The sequence below is a fragment of the Aquiluna sp. KACHI24 genome, assembly GCF_025997915.1.
Classification (GTDB): domain Bacteria; phylum Actinomycetota; class Actinomycetes; order Actinomycetales; family Microbacteriaceae; genus Aquiluna.
Genome location: NZ_AP026677.1, coordinates 1,016,488 through 1,032,060 on the forward strand (window position 1 = coordinate 1,016,488; position 15,573 = coordinate 1,032,060).

The window sequence follows — 15,573 nt, forward strand, 5'->3', positions numbered from 1 at the left end:
AATTCAGCTTGGGGACACTGATCAACATCGTCGCCATTCTGGCGGGCGCAACCATTGGCGTTTTGCTGGGAAATCGACTACCAGAGCGACTCTCTCGAACGCTGACTGATGCGATGGGCCTAGTGGTCCTGGTTATCGGTGCACTAAACCTGGCGGCTTTGCAGGATAAAGACTTTGTCGCCGCCGTAACCTCGGCTGGAACGTTGCTGATCGTGTTAGGTGCATTGCTCCTGGGTGGCATCACAGGATCGCTACTTCAAATTGAGTCTCGCCTTGAGCAGTTTGGGGGCTGGCTACAGCGAAAAACCTCGGGCAGCGGAGACAGGCAAAAATTCATCGAGGGGTTTGTGAATTCATCGCTGCTATTCACAATCGGCCCCATGGCGGTTCTCGGCGCCCTGCAGGATGGGCTTGGAAACGGCTTTGACATTCTTGCTTTGAAGTCGACCCTTGACGGCTTCACGGCGATTGCATTTGCAGCCGCGCTTGGATGGGGAGTTGCGTTTAGTGCCATCCCAGTGGGAGTTTGGCAGGGTGTTCTAACTATTGTGGCTATCGGGGCAGGCGCACTCATGCCAGCAAGCGTCGTTGCATCGATTACCGCAACCGGAGGTATTTTGCTTCTCGGCACCGGTTTGCGATTGCTGCAGCTGAGAATGGTGAGCGTTGCAGACTTGTTGCCGGCCCTGGTATTCGCACCCGTCCTTACCCTTTTGGTTGATGCACTTATCTAAACCTGGCCGCTGAGCCGATCCACATCCCCCAAGATCTCATCAAACTGCGCTGCAGTAAGCAGGCCTAGTTCAATAGCGGCTTGCTTGACCGTGGTTCCACTCTCTTGAGCCTTTTTTGCAATCGCGGTTGCATTTTCATAGCCGACCGTGGGAGCTAGAGCGGTTACCAAACCGATGGAGTTTTCGACGGTTGATCTGAGGTACTCCTCGTTGGCGGTGATATCTGCAATGCAGTAATCGGCGAGCACTCGACAGCCTTTGCGAAGGTAGGTGATGCTCATCATCAAAGACCGGGCGATGATGGGCTCAAAGGCATTCAGCTGAAGCTGTCCGCTCTCGGCGGCCATGGTCACAGTTAGGTCATTACCAATTACCGTGAATGCGATCTGGTTCACAACCTCCGGAATCACCGGGTTTACCTTGCCGGGCATGATCGAAGAACCGGCTTGTCTCGCGGGGAGGTTAATCTCCCCCAAGCCCGCTCTTGGGCCAGAGGACAAAAGCCTTAGATCGCTGGAGATCTTCGAGATTTTTGTCGCGAAGCGTTTTAGGACAGACGAGGTTGAGACGAAGACACCGGTGTCACTAGTTGCCTCAATGAGGTTCTCGGCGAGAACGAACTCGTGCTCACAGAGCCTCGAGAGTTCACGCACCACCAACTGAGGGTAGCCATCGGGGGTGTTGATCTTGGTGCCGATTGCAGTGCCACCCAAGTTGATCTCGCTCAGAAGCGGAATGATCTCCCTGAGTCTGCCCTCGTCTTCACCCAAGGTTTGTGACCAGGCGGCAAACTCTTGCCCTAGGGTCATGGGCACAGCATCCTGGAGCTGTGTGCGACCCATCTTGATGATCTTGGAGTACTCGTTGGCCTTGCGACCGATCTCGGTTCGAAGGTGGGCGATCTCTTTCAAAAGCGCAATAATCTCGATGATTAGCGCAATCTTCACCGCGGTTGGGTAAACGTCATTTGTGGACTGCGATGCGTTCACGTGGTTGAGCGGATGAATCTTTGAATAGTCACCCTTTTCCAATCCGGCGATCTCCAAAGCGCGATTCGCGATCACCTCGTTGGCATTCATGTTCGATGAGGTGCCGGCACCCCCCTGAATGGCATCTACAACAAACTCACCGTCGAGCATGCCATCTCGAACATCAATACAGGCCTGGATTATGGGTTTGGCGAGGTCGGGATCCAGTGCACCAAGCTCACGGTTAGCGATTGCCGCTGCCTCCTTGATAAAGCCGAAGGCCCTGACAAAGGAGCGATAGTGTCCTATAGGGACACCACTAATTGGAAAATTTTCGATGGCCCTGAGGGTGTGAATACCCCAGTAAGCCGAATTTGGAACTTCACGTTCACCGAGCAGATCATGCTCAAGCCTCATTGCTTGCACAATTAGAAAGCCTATTCGATGAATTAGCCGAAAATACTCAGGCTCTGACCCTAGACTGCAGAAATGACGGCAGTTACCACCAATCAATCGACCACTTTGTTCCACCAGGTTTTGGTGCGAGTTCGAGACGCCGGTCTGCTTTTGAAAAAGCCCAGCTTCTACATCACACGTCTGGCGATCATCTCCGTATTGGCAGTTGGGCTATGGGTGCTGACGGGATTGTCAGCCAGTGCATACAACGATTCAAGACTTTGGATTCTCGCGGGGTTCGCGCTTGCCGGTGGACTCGGGATCTTGAGTGCACAGTATGGCTTTATCGCACACGAGGCTGCTCACCGTCAGATCTTTCACAACAACAAGGCCAACGACTGGCTCGGCCTGATTCTGGCGAATCTGTTCGCCGGGCTGAGCTATGGTTTCTGGCTTCGCAAGCACAACAAACACCACCAAAGACCAAACCAAATTGGTGAAGACCCAGATATTGCAATTCGTGTGCTCAGCTTCACCACTGAGTCCAAAGAGGCAAAAAGGGGTATCGAGCGCTGGTTCTCTGATCGGCAGGGTTACCTGTTTCCATTTCTCCTTCTATTCACGGGTTTTGACCTACTGCTCGACTCTTTTGCTGGCCTTGCTCGCAAGGACCGCAAGCTCTCGGTCAGGGTTCTCGAGTTCTCGTTGATGATGATTCGCCAGAATGCACCGCTAGTGATCCTCAGTCTGATGTTTGGCTGGCTCTGGGGAATTGCACTTTGGTTTTTCATGATGATGACCTTCGGCTTTTTCATGGGGGCGGCCTTTGCGCCGAACCACAAGGGCATGCCGCTGGTGGCAAAAGACTCCAAGCTTGACTTCTTCTCTCGCCAGGTGCTCACCTCAAGAAACATCCGAGGCAGCTGGCTGAAAGACAACTTGATGGGTGGCCTGAACTACCAGGTTGAGCACCATCTGTTCCCATCAATGGCGAGGCCATATCTCAATAAGGCCCACGCGATCGTTAGCGAGTTCTGCCGCGAAAACGACATCACGATGGTTGAAATGGGACTGGCAAAGAGCTACGTGGTGATCATGAAGCACTTGAACAAAGTGGGATTGAGCAACAACTCAGACCCGTTCGTTTGCCCGATGGTTGCTGAACTTAGACCCAGAAACTAGATGAGTGCGGCGAGGATTGCACCCATAGCCGCCAGCGATACGATGTCTTGACCAACCTCTAGAACCCAAACCTTGAGGCTAAAGCCGCCGAAAAGCTTGTGACCCAAGACGGTTGCGGCTGCAAAACCAACGCCCATTAGGGCACCGGTCGCCAGACCACCAAACCAGTCCAAGTCGCCATTAGCTGACTGCGCTAGGTCTATGACCACCTGCAACACCGCTGCCTGCACAAACGCGCCAACAAAGGTCAATCCGAAGACCACGCCCATGTTTGCGGTTCCCGGCTGCTCCTCAGGAGTGCGACCCATGAACTTCCACCAGATTGGGAAGAAGGTCTTAGGGCCGAACCAGACCGCTCCGATAACAATGCCGGCCAAGGCGGCTAGTCCCCAAGCAAGAAAATTGAACTCCATGGCTATCTCCAGTTCTTCGCCATCAGAGCCGACCACGGGACTCGAACCCGTAACCCCCGCATTACAAGTGCGGTGCGCTACCAATTGCGCCAGGTCGGCAACCCGACAAGTTTAGGTGTTCAGCGCCATAGTTCCCAAGTCTTATCCTTGGCGTGTGAGACGATTCCTACCCAAGAAGCAGACCCTGATTAAATATGCGGTCATATCGGTGTTGTTGGGGATCGGGTTTTATTTCTACACAGACGATCACGATGCGCCAACCCTACGTGGGTTTCATTTCGAGCAGCGCGATGGCTTCGAGCGCGAATACGAATTCTGGGGAAACCTTACCGATGCTCGAGGGGTATCTGACGCCACTTTCGAATGCGTAACCGATGAAGAGACCAAGCTGGTGATTGTGGTGACAATGTCGGGCAATGACAGAAACAAGACCAGCTTTGGCATTCTGTCTCGCTCACCAAACTGGGCTGGCTCTTGGAAAGGCACCAGCTACGACCTGGACTTCACCGGCAGAGCGGTCTTCCCAAACTCCAAGCAAGACATAGCCTGCAGCTGGCGGGCCAACCTGAGGGACAACCTTGGAAATACCGTCACGCTCACCGAGCTGGCGGAAACAAGAATCCGGATCGGCTAGCCGATCCGGACCTAAGTTGAGGCTTTTATTATTCGGCCATCGAGGATGACACGAACTGGGCAAAGCGCTCGGGAGACAACAACTCGTCGCCGGTGTTCCAGGTGTACTGCTCACCATTGACCAGGATGGTTGGGGTGCCAGAAACGGTCACGCCATCCTGTGGGTTTGAAAGCACGAATTGAGTGTGCTGCTCGACATAGTCGCCAAAGCTCTTGTTCTGGATGCAGCCCTTGACCTCTTCGGTGCCGGCCCCAGATTGAGCCGCTATATCGAACAGTCGCTGATCACTTGGGCCCTCTTGGCCTTCCGAAGGCTGGTTTTCCATCAGATCCTGGTGGAAGTCGAAGAAGGAGTCTGGTTGGAAGTTTGCAACACAGAAAGCAGCGTTTGCGGCTCGGGATGAATACTCATTCAACGAGGCCCGGTCCAGGAAGCTCAGGGGTCTGATTTCAACGGTGGCCGCACCGGTGTCCACCCAGGAGCGAAGCTGAGCGGCGTTTGGCAGATCAAAGGCCTGGCAAATCGGGCACTGGTAATCCACGTACATGATGATCTCAGGGCTCTTGTCAGAGGTGTCTGGGGTAGGGGTATTGGTGGAAGTGAAAGCCTGAAGCCCCACACCGATCTTGAGACCGCCAAGCTCAGTGAGGTTTGCAGGAGTCTCGTCTACGACTGGAGCGGCAGCCCGGTTTGCCGCCTCAAAGGCGATTACGGCACCGACACCAACAATGATTGCGAGCGCCGCACCGACAACTGAAAGCTGAAGAACCAGCTTGTTGCGCTTTTCCTTTTTGGCATTCTGCTCGCGAAGCTCTTTGGCCTTCTGGCGAGCCTCTTCGCGCTGCTCAGAGCGAGTCTGCTTGGAATTGGTCATTCTCTAGGTCCTGACTGTTTGGTATCGGCTTTATTACAAACCACTCAAATTCTAAACGCGGTGTCATACTTATAAAGTTCGCCAATGGCAAACACCTATCACTATGGATCGTCCGGCACGTACCTGCCGGTGAAGGAGAAATCATGGCCTCAGTGTCATTTCGTAACGCCACCCGTCTTTACCCAGGTGGAGCAAAGCCAGCCGTAGACAAGCTGAACCTAGAGATCGCCGACGGCGAGTTCTTGGTCTTGGTAGGTCCTTCTGGTTGCGGTAAGTCAACCTCCCTGCGCATGCTCGCAGGGCTTGAAGAAGTTAACGAGGGTGGCATCTTTATCGGTGACCGCGATGTCACCGACATCCCACCGAAAGACCGCGACATCGCGATGGTTTTCCAGAACTACGCGCTCTACCCACACATGACCGTTGCAGAGAACATGGGATTTGCTCTAAAGATTGCCGGTGTTAGCAAGGAAGAGCGCGCTGAGCGCGTCTTGGAGGCTGCCAAGCTTTTGGACCTAGAGCCATACCTAAACCGCAAGCCAAAGGCACTCTCCGGCGGTCAGCGCCAGCGTGTTGCCATGGGTCGTGCAATCGTCCGTAAGCCTCAGGTCTTCCTGATGGATGAGCCGCTGTCCAACCTTGACGCCAAGCTTCGTGTTCAGACCCGTACCCAGATTGCTTCGCTGCAGCGTCGCCTGGGTGTAACCACCGTTTACGTAACCCACGACCAAGTCGAGGCTATGACCATGGGTGACCGCGTAGCGGTTTTGAAGGACGGCATCCTGCAGCAGGTTGACACTCCTCGAAACCTTTACGACCGCCCAGGCAATGTATTCGTCGCTGGCTTCATCGGCTCTCCTGCCATGAACCTTGTTCAGCTACCGATCGTTGATGGTGGCGTCCAGTTCGGTGACGCAGTTCTTCCAATCGCTCGCGAGATCTTGGCCAAGGCCTCTGGCTCCCGCGTAACCGTTGGTATTCGCCCAGAGAAGCTATCTGTTTCTGACCACGGACTAGTGGTTGATGTAGACGTAGTCGAGGAGCTCGGCTCTGATGGTTACCTATACGGTCGCGCACAGCTTGATGGCAGTGAGCACAACATTGTGGTTCGCGTTGACGCCATCAGCCACCCACGTGCCGGAGAGCGCATCCACCTTCAGGCCGATGCCTCTGCAGTTCACGTGTTTGACGCTGAGAGCGGCCTAAGACTCAACTAGTGCCTTCTCAACTAAGCATCACGGCTGCCACGGCAGAACCAGCACTGCTGGATCTGCCGTGGCATTTGCCATTAGAGGACTGGCCAAAAGAAAACATTGCGGCGCTGCCGAAGGGATTGTCCCGCCACACTGTTCGGTTCGCCCACTTAGAAGACCACGTAATTGCAATCAAAGAGACGCTGTTTGATTTAGCCAAGCGTGAATACGACATGCTCCGCAGGTTGGAGAAGTTGGATGTGCCGTGCGTTGAACCTTTCGCGATCATCAATAACCGCCGCGACCAAGAGGGTCATGAACTTCCGGCGGTGCTGATTACTCGTCACCTAAAGTTCTCACTCCCCTACCGAGCCATGTGGTCGCAGGGTCTGAGGGAAGCAACTGCAAAACGACTTGTCGATGCATTAGCGCTTCTTCTGGTGCGACTTCATCTGATTGGGTTTTTCTGGGGCGACGTATCGCTTTCAAACACTCTGTTTCGTCGCGACGCTGGCAAGTTTGCCGCCTACCTAGTCGACGCGGAGACTGGTCAGCTCTATGACTCGAGACTCTCAAATGGTCAGCGCGAGAACGACCTGGAGATTGCCCGCGTGAACATCGCTGGCGAACTGATGGACCTATTGGCATCCGGCAAGGCTGTGGACATTGACCCAACAGCCGTGAGTCAAAGAATTGTCGACAAGTATCACGAGCTATGGCGCGAACTAACCGCTGTGGAGAGCTTTGACACCTCTGAGCGCTGGCGCATCGCCAAGCGAGTGAAGCGACTGAACGAGCTCGGTTTTGACATCGAAGAGCTCTCGATGGTGCAGGAGGCTGACGGTAAGACCGTTCGAATTCAACCCAAGGTTGTAGATGCCGGTCACCATGCTCGTCGATTGTTGCTGCTAACCGGTCTTGATGTTGAAGAGAATCAGGCCAGGCGCCTCCTGAACGATATAGATGAGTATCGCCTTTCTCACTCAAGGCCAGGAGCTGATGAGGAGGTCATGGCTCATGAGTGGCTCAGTGAAATCTATGAGCCAGTAATTACCTCGATCCCATCTCACCTCACCGGAAAACTAGAACCCGCGGAAATTTTTCACGAGGTTTTGGAGCACCGCTGGTACATGTCCGAGCGCCTGGGCAAGGATGTCCCGATGCTTGATGCGGTTCGCTCCTATGTGAACGATGTGCTCAGTGCCAGAAGGGACGAAGAGGCGCTAATCGGCCCCACCACCGAACTGATTGCGCTAAATGAACCGGTGCCCTCCGGGACCATCGTCGTTGACGATGATGAGGAAGGCGACTGGCGGGATAAGGTCTAGGACCTAGCCATCGCAATTTGATACAGGGCAACGCTTGCTGCAATACCTGCGTTCAGGGATTCGGTTGCGGCTGAGATTGGGATCGAGACCACTTGATCGCAGTTCTCCTGGACCAATCGAGATAGACCCTTACCCTCTGAGCCAACTATTACCAAAAGTGGTCTGTCGGCAAGTGCAAGATCAGGCAGGCTGACATCGCCATCGCCATCTAGTCCGATTACAAACAAACCTTTTTGCTTGTATTCCTTGATGGCTTGGTTGAGGTTGGAAGCCAGTGCGACTGGGATTCTCGCCGCTGCCCCCGCACTCGTTTTCCAGGCAGAGGCAGTGACTCCGACGCTTCGGCGCTGCGGCAGAATCACACCGTGGGCACCAAAGGCTGCCACTGAGCGAATGATCGCTCCGAGGTTTCTCGGGTCGGTGATGCCGTCAAGTGCAACCAACAGTGGCGGTTGGCCTGAAGCCTTGGCACGATCCAGAAGTTCCATGGGGTGCTTATAGCTATAGGGCGGGACCTGCAGCGCAATTCCCTGGTGAACTGAGTCGCCACCGGTCATGCGGTCAATCTCTGGTCTTGTGACCTCATTGATTGGGATGTTGCGGTGATTGGCAATAGCAATTGCCTCTTTGACGCGGTCATCGATTTCGATGCGCTGGGCAATGAACAGAGCGGTAGCTGGAACCTTAGTCTTCAGAGCTTCTACAACCGAGTTACGGCCAGATAGCACCTCACCAGAAATTGCTCGCTGGCCCATGCCGGAACGACCTGCAACAAACTCACCCTTGCGAACCGGCTTAGCCGCTGCCTTAGGGCCCTTGGTGCCAGCCTTGAGTGCTGCCTGCTTAGCCTTGTGAGCTTTGTGGTAAGGGCGGTCCTCAGCCTTCGGAGTTGGCCCCCTACCCTCGAGAGCCTGCTTGCCATGGCCACCGGTGCCCTTGGTTGCGCCCTTTTTACCCTTTGCGGCGCCGGGTCTACCCAATTTAGCCATTAGTCAATCTCCAGTGTGTTGAGTCGGAAGCGTCAAATAGTTCGATGCCGCTTTGGGCTAATCGATCGCGAATCTGATCGGCACGAGCATAATCCTTGTTTGCCCGCGCCTGATTGCGCTCCTCGATCAAAGCCCTAATCAGGTGATCCAGGGCGTCGTGCTCTGGCACCTTGGAGGAGCCCCACTGTGAGGGAGCTAGACCCAAAACCTGGAGCATGGCATCAAGTTGGCAGCGCTTTTCATGGGCCTCACGAATGCGCTCGGCATCCAAATCGGCATTACCGGCACGAACCAGTTCGTGCATGACAGCCAGGGCGGCAGGCACATTGAGATCGTCGTCCAATTCAGCCACAAACTCATCGGGCAGGGCTGCAATCTCCAGGTCTGCGAAGCGAGTGTTCGAGAGTTCTCGGTCGCAACGCTCCAAGTAGCCATGCAAACGCTCAAGCGCGGTCTGTGCCTCTTGCAACACACTCGACTGGTAATCGAGCACCGACCGGTAGTGAGCACTCAACAGGTAGTAGCGAACGGCACTGGCAGGGGCCAGCTCAAAGAGAGCCTGCGAGGATACCGAGTTGCCAAGCGATTTAGACATCTTGGTGCCACCGGTGGTGATCAACCCGTTATGAATCCAGAAGTTTGCGAACTTGTGGCCAGCGGCACTCGATTGGGCTAGTTCGTTTTCATGGTGCGGGAAACGAAGGTCAAGCCCGCCACCGTGGATGTCAAAATGCTCACCCAGATATCTGGTTGCCATAGCAGAGCACTCGATGTGCCAACCTGGACGACCGAATCCAAACGGGGTGGACCAACCCGCCGATTCTGGTTCACCGGCTTTCAAGGACTTCCAGAGCGCAAAGTCTTGAGGGCGCTTCTTATCTGAAGCGGCTTCCTCCGAGTCCATCTGATCAATGCCCTGATTGGTCAGCTCACCGTAGTTGGGCCAACTTGCAGTATCAAAGTAAACATTCGAACTCCCGTCCAGGGCACGGTAGGCATGTCCTCGCTCGAGCAAAGTCTGAATCAGATCAATCATCTGTGGGATGTGACCGGTGGCACGGGGTTCGTAGGCAGGCGGTCTGATACCCAGGCGAAGATAGTCGTCACTGAAGGCACGCTCATTCTCAGCAGCCAACTGCCACCAGTTGGTGTTTGCCTCTTTGGCTTTTTCTAAGACCTTGTCATCGATGTCCGTGACATTTCTGACCAAAGTCACCTTATAGCCGCGGTATGCAAACCAGCGCGCAAGCTGGTCATAAACCAAGGCAGAGCGGAGGTGTCCAATGTGAGGGGCAGATTGCACGGTTGGACCGCAAACGTAGATTGATACCTCGGACTCACGAATTGGAGTGAATTCTCTAGTTTCTCCAGCGCGGGTATCAAACAACTTCATGGGCTAAAGCCTAGCTACGCCGGGCCAATAGAGCGGTTGCAACCGCGGCCACGCCGCGGGCATCGGAGAGAAAACCAAGACCATCGGTGGTGGTAGCCGCTACCGAAACTGGCGCATTCAACGCCTCAGAGAGGCGCTTTTCAAGTTCAGCTCTTCTTGGTCCGACCTTGGGTTTATCGCCAACAATCTGCACTGAAACATTTGAAACACTAAAGCCAGCCTCCGAGACCATCCTTAGCGTCTCGTTTAGAAATACCTCACCCGATGCACCTTTGAACTCTGGGCGATCGACTCCGAAGTTGCTGCCAATGTCTCCAAGTCCGGCCGCTGTCAAAAGGGCATCAACTACGGCGTGTGCAACGCTGTCGCCATCAGAGTGCCCCTCAAGTTTTGGAAGCTCAGGCCAGGTAAGCAACCCGAGCACCAGCTCACCTGAGTCGGAAAATTGGTGAGCATCTGTTCCAATTCCAACCCGCTGCGATGGTCGATTGAACTGCTGCAAATCTTCTGGAGTTGTTACCTTCAGCGCCTTTGCTGATCCCCTGACAACTTTTGTTGTGTGCCCAGCGGACTCCATCAACCCCGCTTCATCGGTGAAGTCAGCGGTAGCCTCATCAAGCGCTTTGCGAAGGCTGGCCACCTCAAAACCCTGAGGGGTTTGAACCGCGACCAAAGTTGAGCGATCGAGAGTCTTCAATACCGTGTCACCCTCGAGTTGCTTGATGGTGTCTGTGACCGGTAGCCCTGGAACCACGCTCTTAGCCTGTATCAGCGCCGCATCGACTGCCTCAAATACAACAGCCGGGGTGAAGCACCTGGCGGCATCATGGACCAAAACAGTTGGTGTGGTCACAAGTGCCAATCCATTTTTCACAGACTGCTGCCTGGTTGCCCCACCGGCAACGACCTGAGCTGACACATCGAAGCGGGAAGCGATCTCTTGGAAGACTTCAAGGTGATCTTCCGGTGCAACAATGATCAGCTGAATCGGCTTGAGGTTAGTAATCACCGAGAGCGCATGCTCCAAGATGGTGGCTTCAGATATTTGAACCAAAGCCTTGGGGATACCGAGCCCAAGACGCTCGCCCTTGCCGGCAGCGACCAGGATTAGGGCAGACTTCACTTCTAGGAAGCCAGAACCTTGTCAAGCTCAGCGGAGGCCTTCTCCTCATCGACCTTGCGAGCCAATGCGAGCTCGGAAATCAGAATCTGACGAGCCTTGGCTAGCATGCGCTTCTCTCCAGCCGATAGACCGCGGTCCTGATCGCGACGCCATAGGTCACGAACGACCTCGGAAACCTTGACAACATCGCCGGAGGCTAGCTTCTCGAGGTTTGCCTTGTAACGCCTTGACCAGTTGGTTGGCTCTTCGACGAATTCTGCACGCAGCACATCGAAAACCTGCTGCACACCCTTCTTGTCGATGACATCACGAATACCGACCATCTCAACGTTTGCCGCTGGAACCTGGATGATGAGATCACCTTGAGCAACCTTGAGTTTTAGATAGGTTTGGGTCTCACCGCGAATGGTCTTTTCGGAGACTTCAATGATTTCCGCGGCCCCGTGGTGTGGATATACGACGGTCTCGCCAACTTCAAACTTCATAAACTTCTTTCGGCTCCAAAAGCCTGATTTTACCACAGGAATGCCAGTTCTCCTAGGTTAGAATTGGCCGAGAAACAGCCTCCGGAGGACCCTTGCAAATCAAGAAAATCGCGACCTTGACTTCACTTGTGCTGGCCACAGCCCTGCTTTCAGGCTGCTCGCTATCCCGCGAGGTTACCTCCCTAGAGATGTACGCTCCAAGCGACGGCACCATGGTTGACGCAGAGTCGCTGAAGGCACGAAACGTCATGATCATCAAGGGTTCGGGAAACAAGGCACTGCTGATTGGAAGCTTCGTGAACTCTGGCATGGAGCCAGTCATGGCATCGCTGCAGACCACGGATTCAACTGGCGAAGAGATTCGCGTCGCTTTCGAGGTAAAGCCCTCGGGAAAGTTTGACCTTGGTTACAACGGCACCGAGGGTGTTTTGCTCAGCCTGGACTCCAAGCCAGGTTCGCTGCACACAATTTACGTTTCCGACGGCTCAGACCCAATTGAGCTTGTTGTCCCAGTGATGGACGGCTCGCTTGCTGAATACCGCCCGTTCGTAGAGTCTTTGAACTAAACCTCGAACTTATAGCCAAGCCCGCGCACAGTTAGCAGGTGTCTTGGTCTTGAAGGATCCTCTTCGATTTTCGAACGAATTCTCTTCACGTGAACATCGAGCGTCTTAGTGTCGCCAAAGTAGTTTGATCCCCAGACGCGATCGATGATTTGACCTCGAGTCAGCACTCGGTTGAGGTTCTCCATCAAAAGTTCTAGCAGCTCAAATTCCTTCAGTGGCATTTGAACTGGCTCGCCATTCACGCTGACAGTGTGACGCTCAATGTCCATCACCACCGGTCCGGCCTTGAGTAGACCGGGCTCATGCTGAACAGTCTCGCGACCACGGCGCAACACCGCCTTCATTCGAGCTAGCAACTCACGAGTTGAATAAGGCTTAGTCACGTAGTCGTCTGCACCCAGCTCTAGGCCAACCACCTTGTCAATCTCGGCGTCCTTTGCAGTGAGCATGATGATCGGGACCTGGGACTCGGCTCGGATGACGCGACAAACCTCGTTACCAGAGAGTCCAGGGAGCATCAGATCAAGCAAAATCAAATCGGGGTTGTGGGAGTGAAACAGCTCAACAGCAGCATTGCCATCTTCTGCCTCGACAATGTCGTAGCCCTCTTTTTGTAAGAGATATACCAGCGGCTCTCTCAAGCCAATTTCATCTTCAACAACTAGCACCCTAGGCATTAGCCCTCCTGAATGGTTATTGGTAGGCGCAGAGTGAAGGTTGAACCAACACCCTGCTTAGAAAACAGCTTGATTTGACCGCCGTGATTGGCGGCAATGTGTTTCACGATTGCAAGACCGAGGCCGGTTCCGCCGGTTTCGCGCGATCTTGATGGGTCGACCCGGTAAAAGCGCTCAAAAATACGCTCCTGCTCGGACTCTGGGATTCCGATTCCAGAGTCACTGACCGAGATCTCTGCTACGCCGTCCACCTCTTTTAGGCCAACTCCAACTTGAGTGCCAGGCTCGGAATAAACGATGGCGTTTTCAATCAAATTTCTGACTGCCGTTGCCAGCATCTCGTAGTCACCCAAAATCTTGAGTGAATCCGAGGTTGCCCCTTGAACCCTGATGTTGCGTTTTTCAGCCAGCACTTGATTGCGCTCTATGGCATCGGTGACAACCGCCGCTAAATCAACTTCACGGGCATTCTCCAAGCCGGCGGCACTTTGCACTCTAGAAAGCTGCATCAACTCCTGAACCAGGTTCGCCAATCTCTGGCTCTCACGAATCAAGGAGTTGGAAAACTTCTCGATCATTTTTGGGTCATCACCTGCACCCTGGATGGCTTCCGCCAAAAGCCCGATCGCTCCGATGGGCGTCTTGAGTTCGTGAGAGACATTTGCCACGAAATCTCTTCTAGTGTCTTCTAGCTTCTTCGCTTCGGTGCGGTCATCTACAAGCAGCATCATGTATTTCTCACCGAAGCGAGCGGCGCGAGCTTGCACCCATACCGGTTCACGCTGCAGGCCGGTCTCCAAGAGCATTTCCTCGACCACAGCTCCGGTTTGGTTTCGTGCGCGGTCGCAAAGCTTCACTAGAGATGAGTGAATCAAACGACGGTTTTGAACCAGGCCAAACTGAACCGCGCCGGGAGAAGCCCTGAGGACATTGTTGTTTTCGTCCAGCACCACTCCAGCGGTGGCAATTACGTCCACTACCTGCGAGGCAACCTGTTCGAACGCATCGACCTCGGTTTCAGAGGTCTTGCCCCGAGAGGACCACAAGCCCATTTCGCTCCGCTTCAAGTGTTTACCAGGTTAACTAACCAGGACTGTGCCTAGACTAAATCAGGGTGTGCGAATCTGACTCAGAGTTATCGGCTGGTTTGCAACGAATTAAGCAAATGTTTGCTTTGAGTCTGAAAGCTAATCGCACCCAGTAAGGAAGCGGAGATGGGCATGCGTCAGGTTTTTCAGCAGGAGCTAACCGAGGTTCAAGACCGTTTAGTGCAATTGGCAGAGGCTGCCGAGACCATCATGGACAAGGCTTCCCGTGCCTTCCTGAACTCGGATGTGTCACTTGCGGACGAGGCTCTCGCTCTCGCTGCCAGCAACGAAGAGAAGGCCCTTGGACTTGATGAGCTGGTAATCAAGGTCCTGGCAACTCAGTCACCAGTTGCTCGCGATCTTCGTATTTTGGTTTCTGCGCTGAGAATGAGCGCATCTATTGAGCGCATGGGTGCGCTGGCATCTCACATCGCAGCAATCGCCCGCTACCGTTTCCCTGGCAGTGCAGTCCCAGCTTCGCTGCGCAAGACTTTCGAAGACATGGCTCGCATCGACCTTGAGCTGGTCTCCAAAGCGATCAAGCTTTTGGGCAACACCGATCTCGATCTAGCACGCGAGATTCAGGCTCAGGACGAGGCGGTTGACCGCCTGCACCGAAAGGTGTTCGAGGTTGTGCTCGCAGACGACTGGAAAGAGAACGCGATGTTCACGGTAGACGTGATCCTAGCCTCGCGCTACTTCGAGCGCTTTGCTGACCACGTAGTCGACATCTCCTCAAAGGTCAGCTTCTTGCAGACCGGCGAGTGGACTGAGAACTAACTACTTCTTGCCCTGATTTGCAACGGCTGCAGCACCTGCGGCAGCTGCCTCTGGATCTAAATACTCGCCACCCGCAACCGCCGGCTTGAAGTTCTCATCCAATTTGTAGTGAAGCGGGATCCCGGTCGGGATGTTCAACTCAGCAATTTCCTCATCTGAAACGTTGTCAAGGTGCTTCACCAGCGCTCGCAACGAGTTTCCGTGGGCAGTGATTAGGACTGTCTTGTGCTCAGTAAGTTTTGGAGCAATGGTCGAGTGCCAGTAAGGCAGCATGCGAACCAGGACGTCCTTGAGACACTCGGTTCTTGGCAGGGCATCACCTAAGTCGGCATATCGCTCGTCGTGCGCTTGTGAAAATTCATTGTCATCCGCAATTGGCGGTGGTGGAACATCGTAGCTACGACGCCAAATCTGAAACTGCTCTGGGCCGTACTTGTCTAGGGTCTCAGCCTTATCCAGCCCCTGAAGCGCTCCATAGTGGCGCTCGTTTAGACGCCAAGAGCGCTCAGTTGGAATCCAGTTGCGATCAATCTGATCTAGGGCGATGTGAGCAGTATTGATTGCTCTTTTTAGAACGGAGGTGAAAAGTACATCTGGCTTGAGGCCTGACTTTGCAAGAAGCTCACCGGCACGCTTAGCCTCTTCGCGACCCTGTTCGCTTAGGTCGACATCCACCCAGCCGGTGAATAGGTTTTTTTGGTTCCAGGTGCTGTTGCCGTGTCTAAGCAGAATCAGGTTGTAAGTCATAGC

17 protein-coding genes and 1 tRNA gene are annotated in these 15,573 nt (G+C 54.2%); 7 read left to right on the forward strand and 11 right to left on the reverse strand.

Translation table 11 applies throughout. The features are described 5' to 3' along the window. The first annotated feature begins 8 nt into the window (after positions 1 to 8). The gene (locus tag OO713_RS05165; protein WP_264785041.1) at positions 9 to 734 is read left to right on the forward strand and encodes a DUF554 domain-containing protein; all 726 of its coding nucleotides are present in this window, start codon (positions 9 to 11) and stop codon (positions 732 to 734) included. Here the strand turns inward: OO713_RS05165 and OO713_RS05170 are convergent. Continuing rightward, positions 731 to 2,119 carry an aspartate ammonia-lyase gene (locus OO713_RS05170; RefSeq protein ID WP_264785042.1) on the reverse strand — a complete coding sequence of 463 codons (1,389 nt, stop codon included), beginning with the start codon at positions 2,117 to 2,119 and terminating at the stop codon, positions 731 to 733. The two genes, OO713_RS05165 and OO713_RS05170, sit on opposite strands and share 4 nt — an antisense overlap. Before the next feature lie 72 nt (positions 2,120 to 2,191). Between OO713_RS05170 and OO713_RS05175 the strand changes: the two genes are divergently transcribed. Next, positions 2,192 to 3,280 (forward strand): acyl-CoA desaturase, encoded by a 1,089-nt coding sequence (locus OO713_RS05175; RefSeq protein ID WP_264785043.1) that lies wholly within the window; start codon positions 2,192 to 2,194, stop codon positions 3,278 to 3,280. On the opposite strand, the gene OO713_RS05180 is transcribed toward OO713_RS05175, so the two are convergent. Both OO713_RS05180 and OO713_RS05185 read right to left on the reverse strand, forming a co-directional pair. Continuing rightward, positions 3,277 to 3,693: a DUF1761 domain-containing protein gene (locus tag OO713_RS05180; protein ID WP_264785044.1), complete on the reverse strand. Its 417-nt coding sequence runs from the start codon at positions 3,691 to 3,693 to the stop codon at positions 3,277 to 3,279. The genes OO713_RS05175 and OO713_RS05180 overlap by 4 nt on opposite strands. 26 nt (positions 3,694 to 3,719) lie before the next feature. Beyond that, positions 3,720 to 3,792 (reverse strand) — tRNA-Thr (locus OO713_RS05185). A 55-nt stretch (positions 3,793 to 3,847) separates the two neighbouring features. Here OO713_RS05185 and OO713_RS05190 point away from each other — a divergent pair. After that, a complete protein-coding gene (locus OO713_RS05190; protein ID WP_264785045.1) occupies positions 3,848 to 4,327 on the forward strand; it encodes a hypothetical protein in 480 nt (159 codons plus the stop codon). 28 nt (positions 4,328 to 4,355) lie between these two features. Here the strand turns inward: OO713_RS05190 and OO713_RS05195 are convergent, their stop codons facing one another. Next, positions 4,356 to 5,201, reverse strand: coding sequence for a DsbA family protein (locus OO713_RS05195; protein ID WP_264785046.1), 846 nt, complete (start codon positions 5,199 to 5,201; stop codon positions 4,356 to 4,358). A gap of 143 nt (positions 5,202 to 5,344) precedes the next feature. On the opposite strand from OO713_RS05195, the gene ugpC reads away from it, so the two are divergent. Both ugpC and OO713_RS05205 read left to right on the forward strand, forming a co-directional pair. Beyond that, positions 5,345 to 6,418 (forward strand): sn-glycerol-3-phosphate ABC transporter ATP-binding protein UgpC, encoded by a 1,074-nt coding sequence (ugpC, locus tag OO713_RS05200; RefSeq protein ID WP_264785048.1) that lies wholly within the window; start codon positions 5,345 to 5,347, stop codon positions 6,416 to 6,418. Then, positions 6,418 to 7,722, forward strand: a complete 1,305-nt coding sequence (locus OO713_RS05205) for a DUF4032 domain-containing protein (protein ID WP_264785049.1) — start codon at positions 6,418 to 6,420, stop codon at positions 7,720 to 7,722. The genes ugpC and OO713_RS05205 overlap by 1 nt, the downstream gene beginning before the upstream one ends. Here OO713_RS05205 and rlmB read toward each other — a convergent pair. From rlmB to OO713_RS05225, 4 genes are read right to left on the reverse strand one after another with little or no spacing between them, the layout of a single operon-like run. Further along, positions 7,719 to 8,711 carry a 23S rRNA (guanosine(2251)-2'-O)-methyltransferase RlmB gene (gene rlmB / locus OO713_RS05210; RefSeq protein ID WP_264785050.1) on the reverse strand — a complete coding sequence of 331 codons (993 nt, stop codon included), beginning with the start codon at positions 8,709 to 8,711 and terminating at the stop codon, positions 7,719 to 7,721. The genes OO713_RS05205 and rlmB overlap by 4 nt on opposite strands. Continuing rightward, complete coding sequence (gene cysS, locus OO713_RS05215; RefSeq protein WP_264785051.1) at positions 8,704 to 10,104, reverse strand: cysteine--tRNA ligase; 1,401 nt, start codon at positions 10,102 to 10,104, stop codon at positions 8,704 to 8,706. The genes rlmB and cysS overlap by 8 nt, the downstream gene beginning before the upstream one ends. A gap of 10 nt (positions 10,105 to 10,114) precedes the next feature. Then, entirely contained in the window at positions 10,115 to 11,227 is a 1,113-nt protein-coding gene (gene ispD, locus OO713_RS05220; protein ID WP_264785052.1) for a 2-C-methyl-D-erythritol 4-phosphate cytidylyltransferase, read from the reverse strand. A 2-nt stretch (positions 11,228 to 11,229) separates the two neighbouring features. Beyond that, a complete protein-coding gene (locus tag OO713_RS05225; RefSeq protein WP_264785053.1) occupies positions 11,230 to 11,712 on the reverse strand; it encodes a CarD family transcriptional regulator in 483 nt (160 codons plus the stop codon). Positions 11,713 to 11,804: 92 nt separating this feature from the next. Here OO713_RS05225 and OO713_RS05230 point away from each other — a divergent pair, with 92 nt between their 5' ends. Beyond that, positions 11,805 to 12,278, forward strand: a complete 474-nt coding sequence (locus OO713_RS05230; protein WP_264785054.1) for a hypothetical protein — start codon at positions 11,805 to 11,807, stop codon at positions 12,276 to 12,278. Here OO713_RS05230 and OO713_RS05235 read toward each other — a convergent pair. Together OO713_RS05235 and OO713_RS05240 are read right to left on the reverse strand one after the other, a co-directional pair. Next, on the reverse strand, positions 12,275 to 12,955 hold the full coding sequence (locus OO713_RS05235; protein ID WP_264785055.1) for a response regulator transcription factor: 681 nt from the start codon (positions 12,953 to 12,955) through the stop codon (positions 12,275 to 12,277). The two genes, OO713_RS05230 and OO713_RS05235, sit on opposite strands and share 4 nt — an antisense overlap. Beyond that, complete coding sequence (locus tag OO713_RS05240; protein ID WP_264785056.1) at positions 12,955 to 14,007, reverse strand: ATP-binding protein; 1,053 nt, start codon at positions 14,005 to 14,007, stop codon at positions 12,955 to 12,957. The genes OO713_RS05235 and OO713_RS05240 overlap by 1 nt, the downstream gene beginning before the upstream one ends. Positions 14,008 to 14,175: 168 nt before the next feature. Between OO713_RS05240 and phoU the strand changes: the two genes are divergently transcribed. Then, on the forward strand, positions 14,176 to 14,823 hold the full coding sequence (phoU, locus tag OO713_RS05245; RefSeq protein ID WP_264785057.1) for a phosphate signaling complex protein PhoU: 648 nt from the start codon (positions 14,176 to 14,178) through the stop codon (positions 14,821 to 14,823). Here the strand turns inward: phoU and OO713_RS05250 are convergent, their stop codons facing one another. After that, positions 14,824 to 15,570 (reverse strand): phosphoglyceromutase, encoded by a 747-nt coding sequence (locus tag OO713_RS05250; RefSeq protein ID WP_264785058.1) that lies wholly within the window; start codon positions 15,568 to 15,570, stop codon positions 14,824 to 14,826. Positions 15,571 to 15,573 lie beyond the last annotated feature (3 nt).

Bases quoted from the DNA above. Each gene is read 5' to 3' on its own strand.
- OO713_RS05170 (WP_264785042.1), bottom strand. From the start codon at position 2,119: ATGAGGCTTGAGCATGATCTGCTCGGTGAACGTGAAGTTCCAAATTCG.
- OO713_RS05175 (WP_264785043.1), top strand. From the start codon at position 2,192: ATGACGGCAGTTACCACCAATCAATCGACCACTTTGTTCCACCAGGTT.
- OO713_RS05180 (WP_264785044.1), bottom strand. From the start codon at position 3,693: ATGGAGTTCAATTTTCTTGCTTGGGGACTAGCCGCCTTGGCCGGCATT.
- OO713_RS05195 (WP_264785046.1), bottom strand. From the start codon at position 5,201: ATGACCAATTCCAAGCAGACTCGCTCTGAGCAGCGCGAAGAGGCTCGC.
- ugpC (WP_264785048.1), top strand. From the start codon at position 5,345: ATGGCCTCAGTGTCATTTCGTAACGCCACCCGTCTTTACCCAGGTGGA.
- rlmB (WP_264785050.1), bottom strand. From the start codon at position 8,711: ATGGCTAAATTGGGTAGACCCGGCGCCGCAAAGGGTAAAAAGGGCGCA.
- cysS (WP_264785051.1), bottom strand. From the start codon at position 10,104: ATGAAGTTGTTTGATACCCGCGCTGGAGAAACTAGAGAATTCACTCCA.
- OO713_RS05225 (WP_264785053.1), bottom strand. From the start codon at position 11,712: ATGAAGTTTGAAGTTGGCGAGACCGTCGTATATCCACACCACGGGGCC.
- OO713_RS05235 (WP_264785055.1), bottom strand. From the start codon at position 12,955: ATGCCTAGGGTGCTAGTTGTTGAAGATGAAATTGGCTTGAGAGAGCCG.
- OO713_RS05240 (WP_264785056.1), bottom strand. From the start codon at position 14,007: ATGGGCTTGTGGTCCTCTCGGGGCAAGACCTCTGAAACCGAGGTCGAT.
- phoU (WP_264785057.1), top strand. From the start codon at position 14,176: ATGCGTCAGGTTTTTCAGCAGGAGCTAACCGAGGTTCAAGACCGTTTA.
- OO713_RS05250 (WP_264785058.1), bottom strand. From the start codon at position 15,570: ATGACTTACAACCTGATTCTGCTTAGACACGGCAACAGCACCTGGAAC.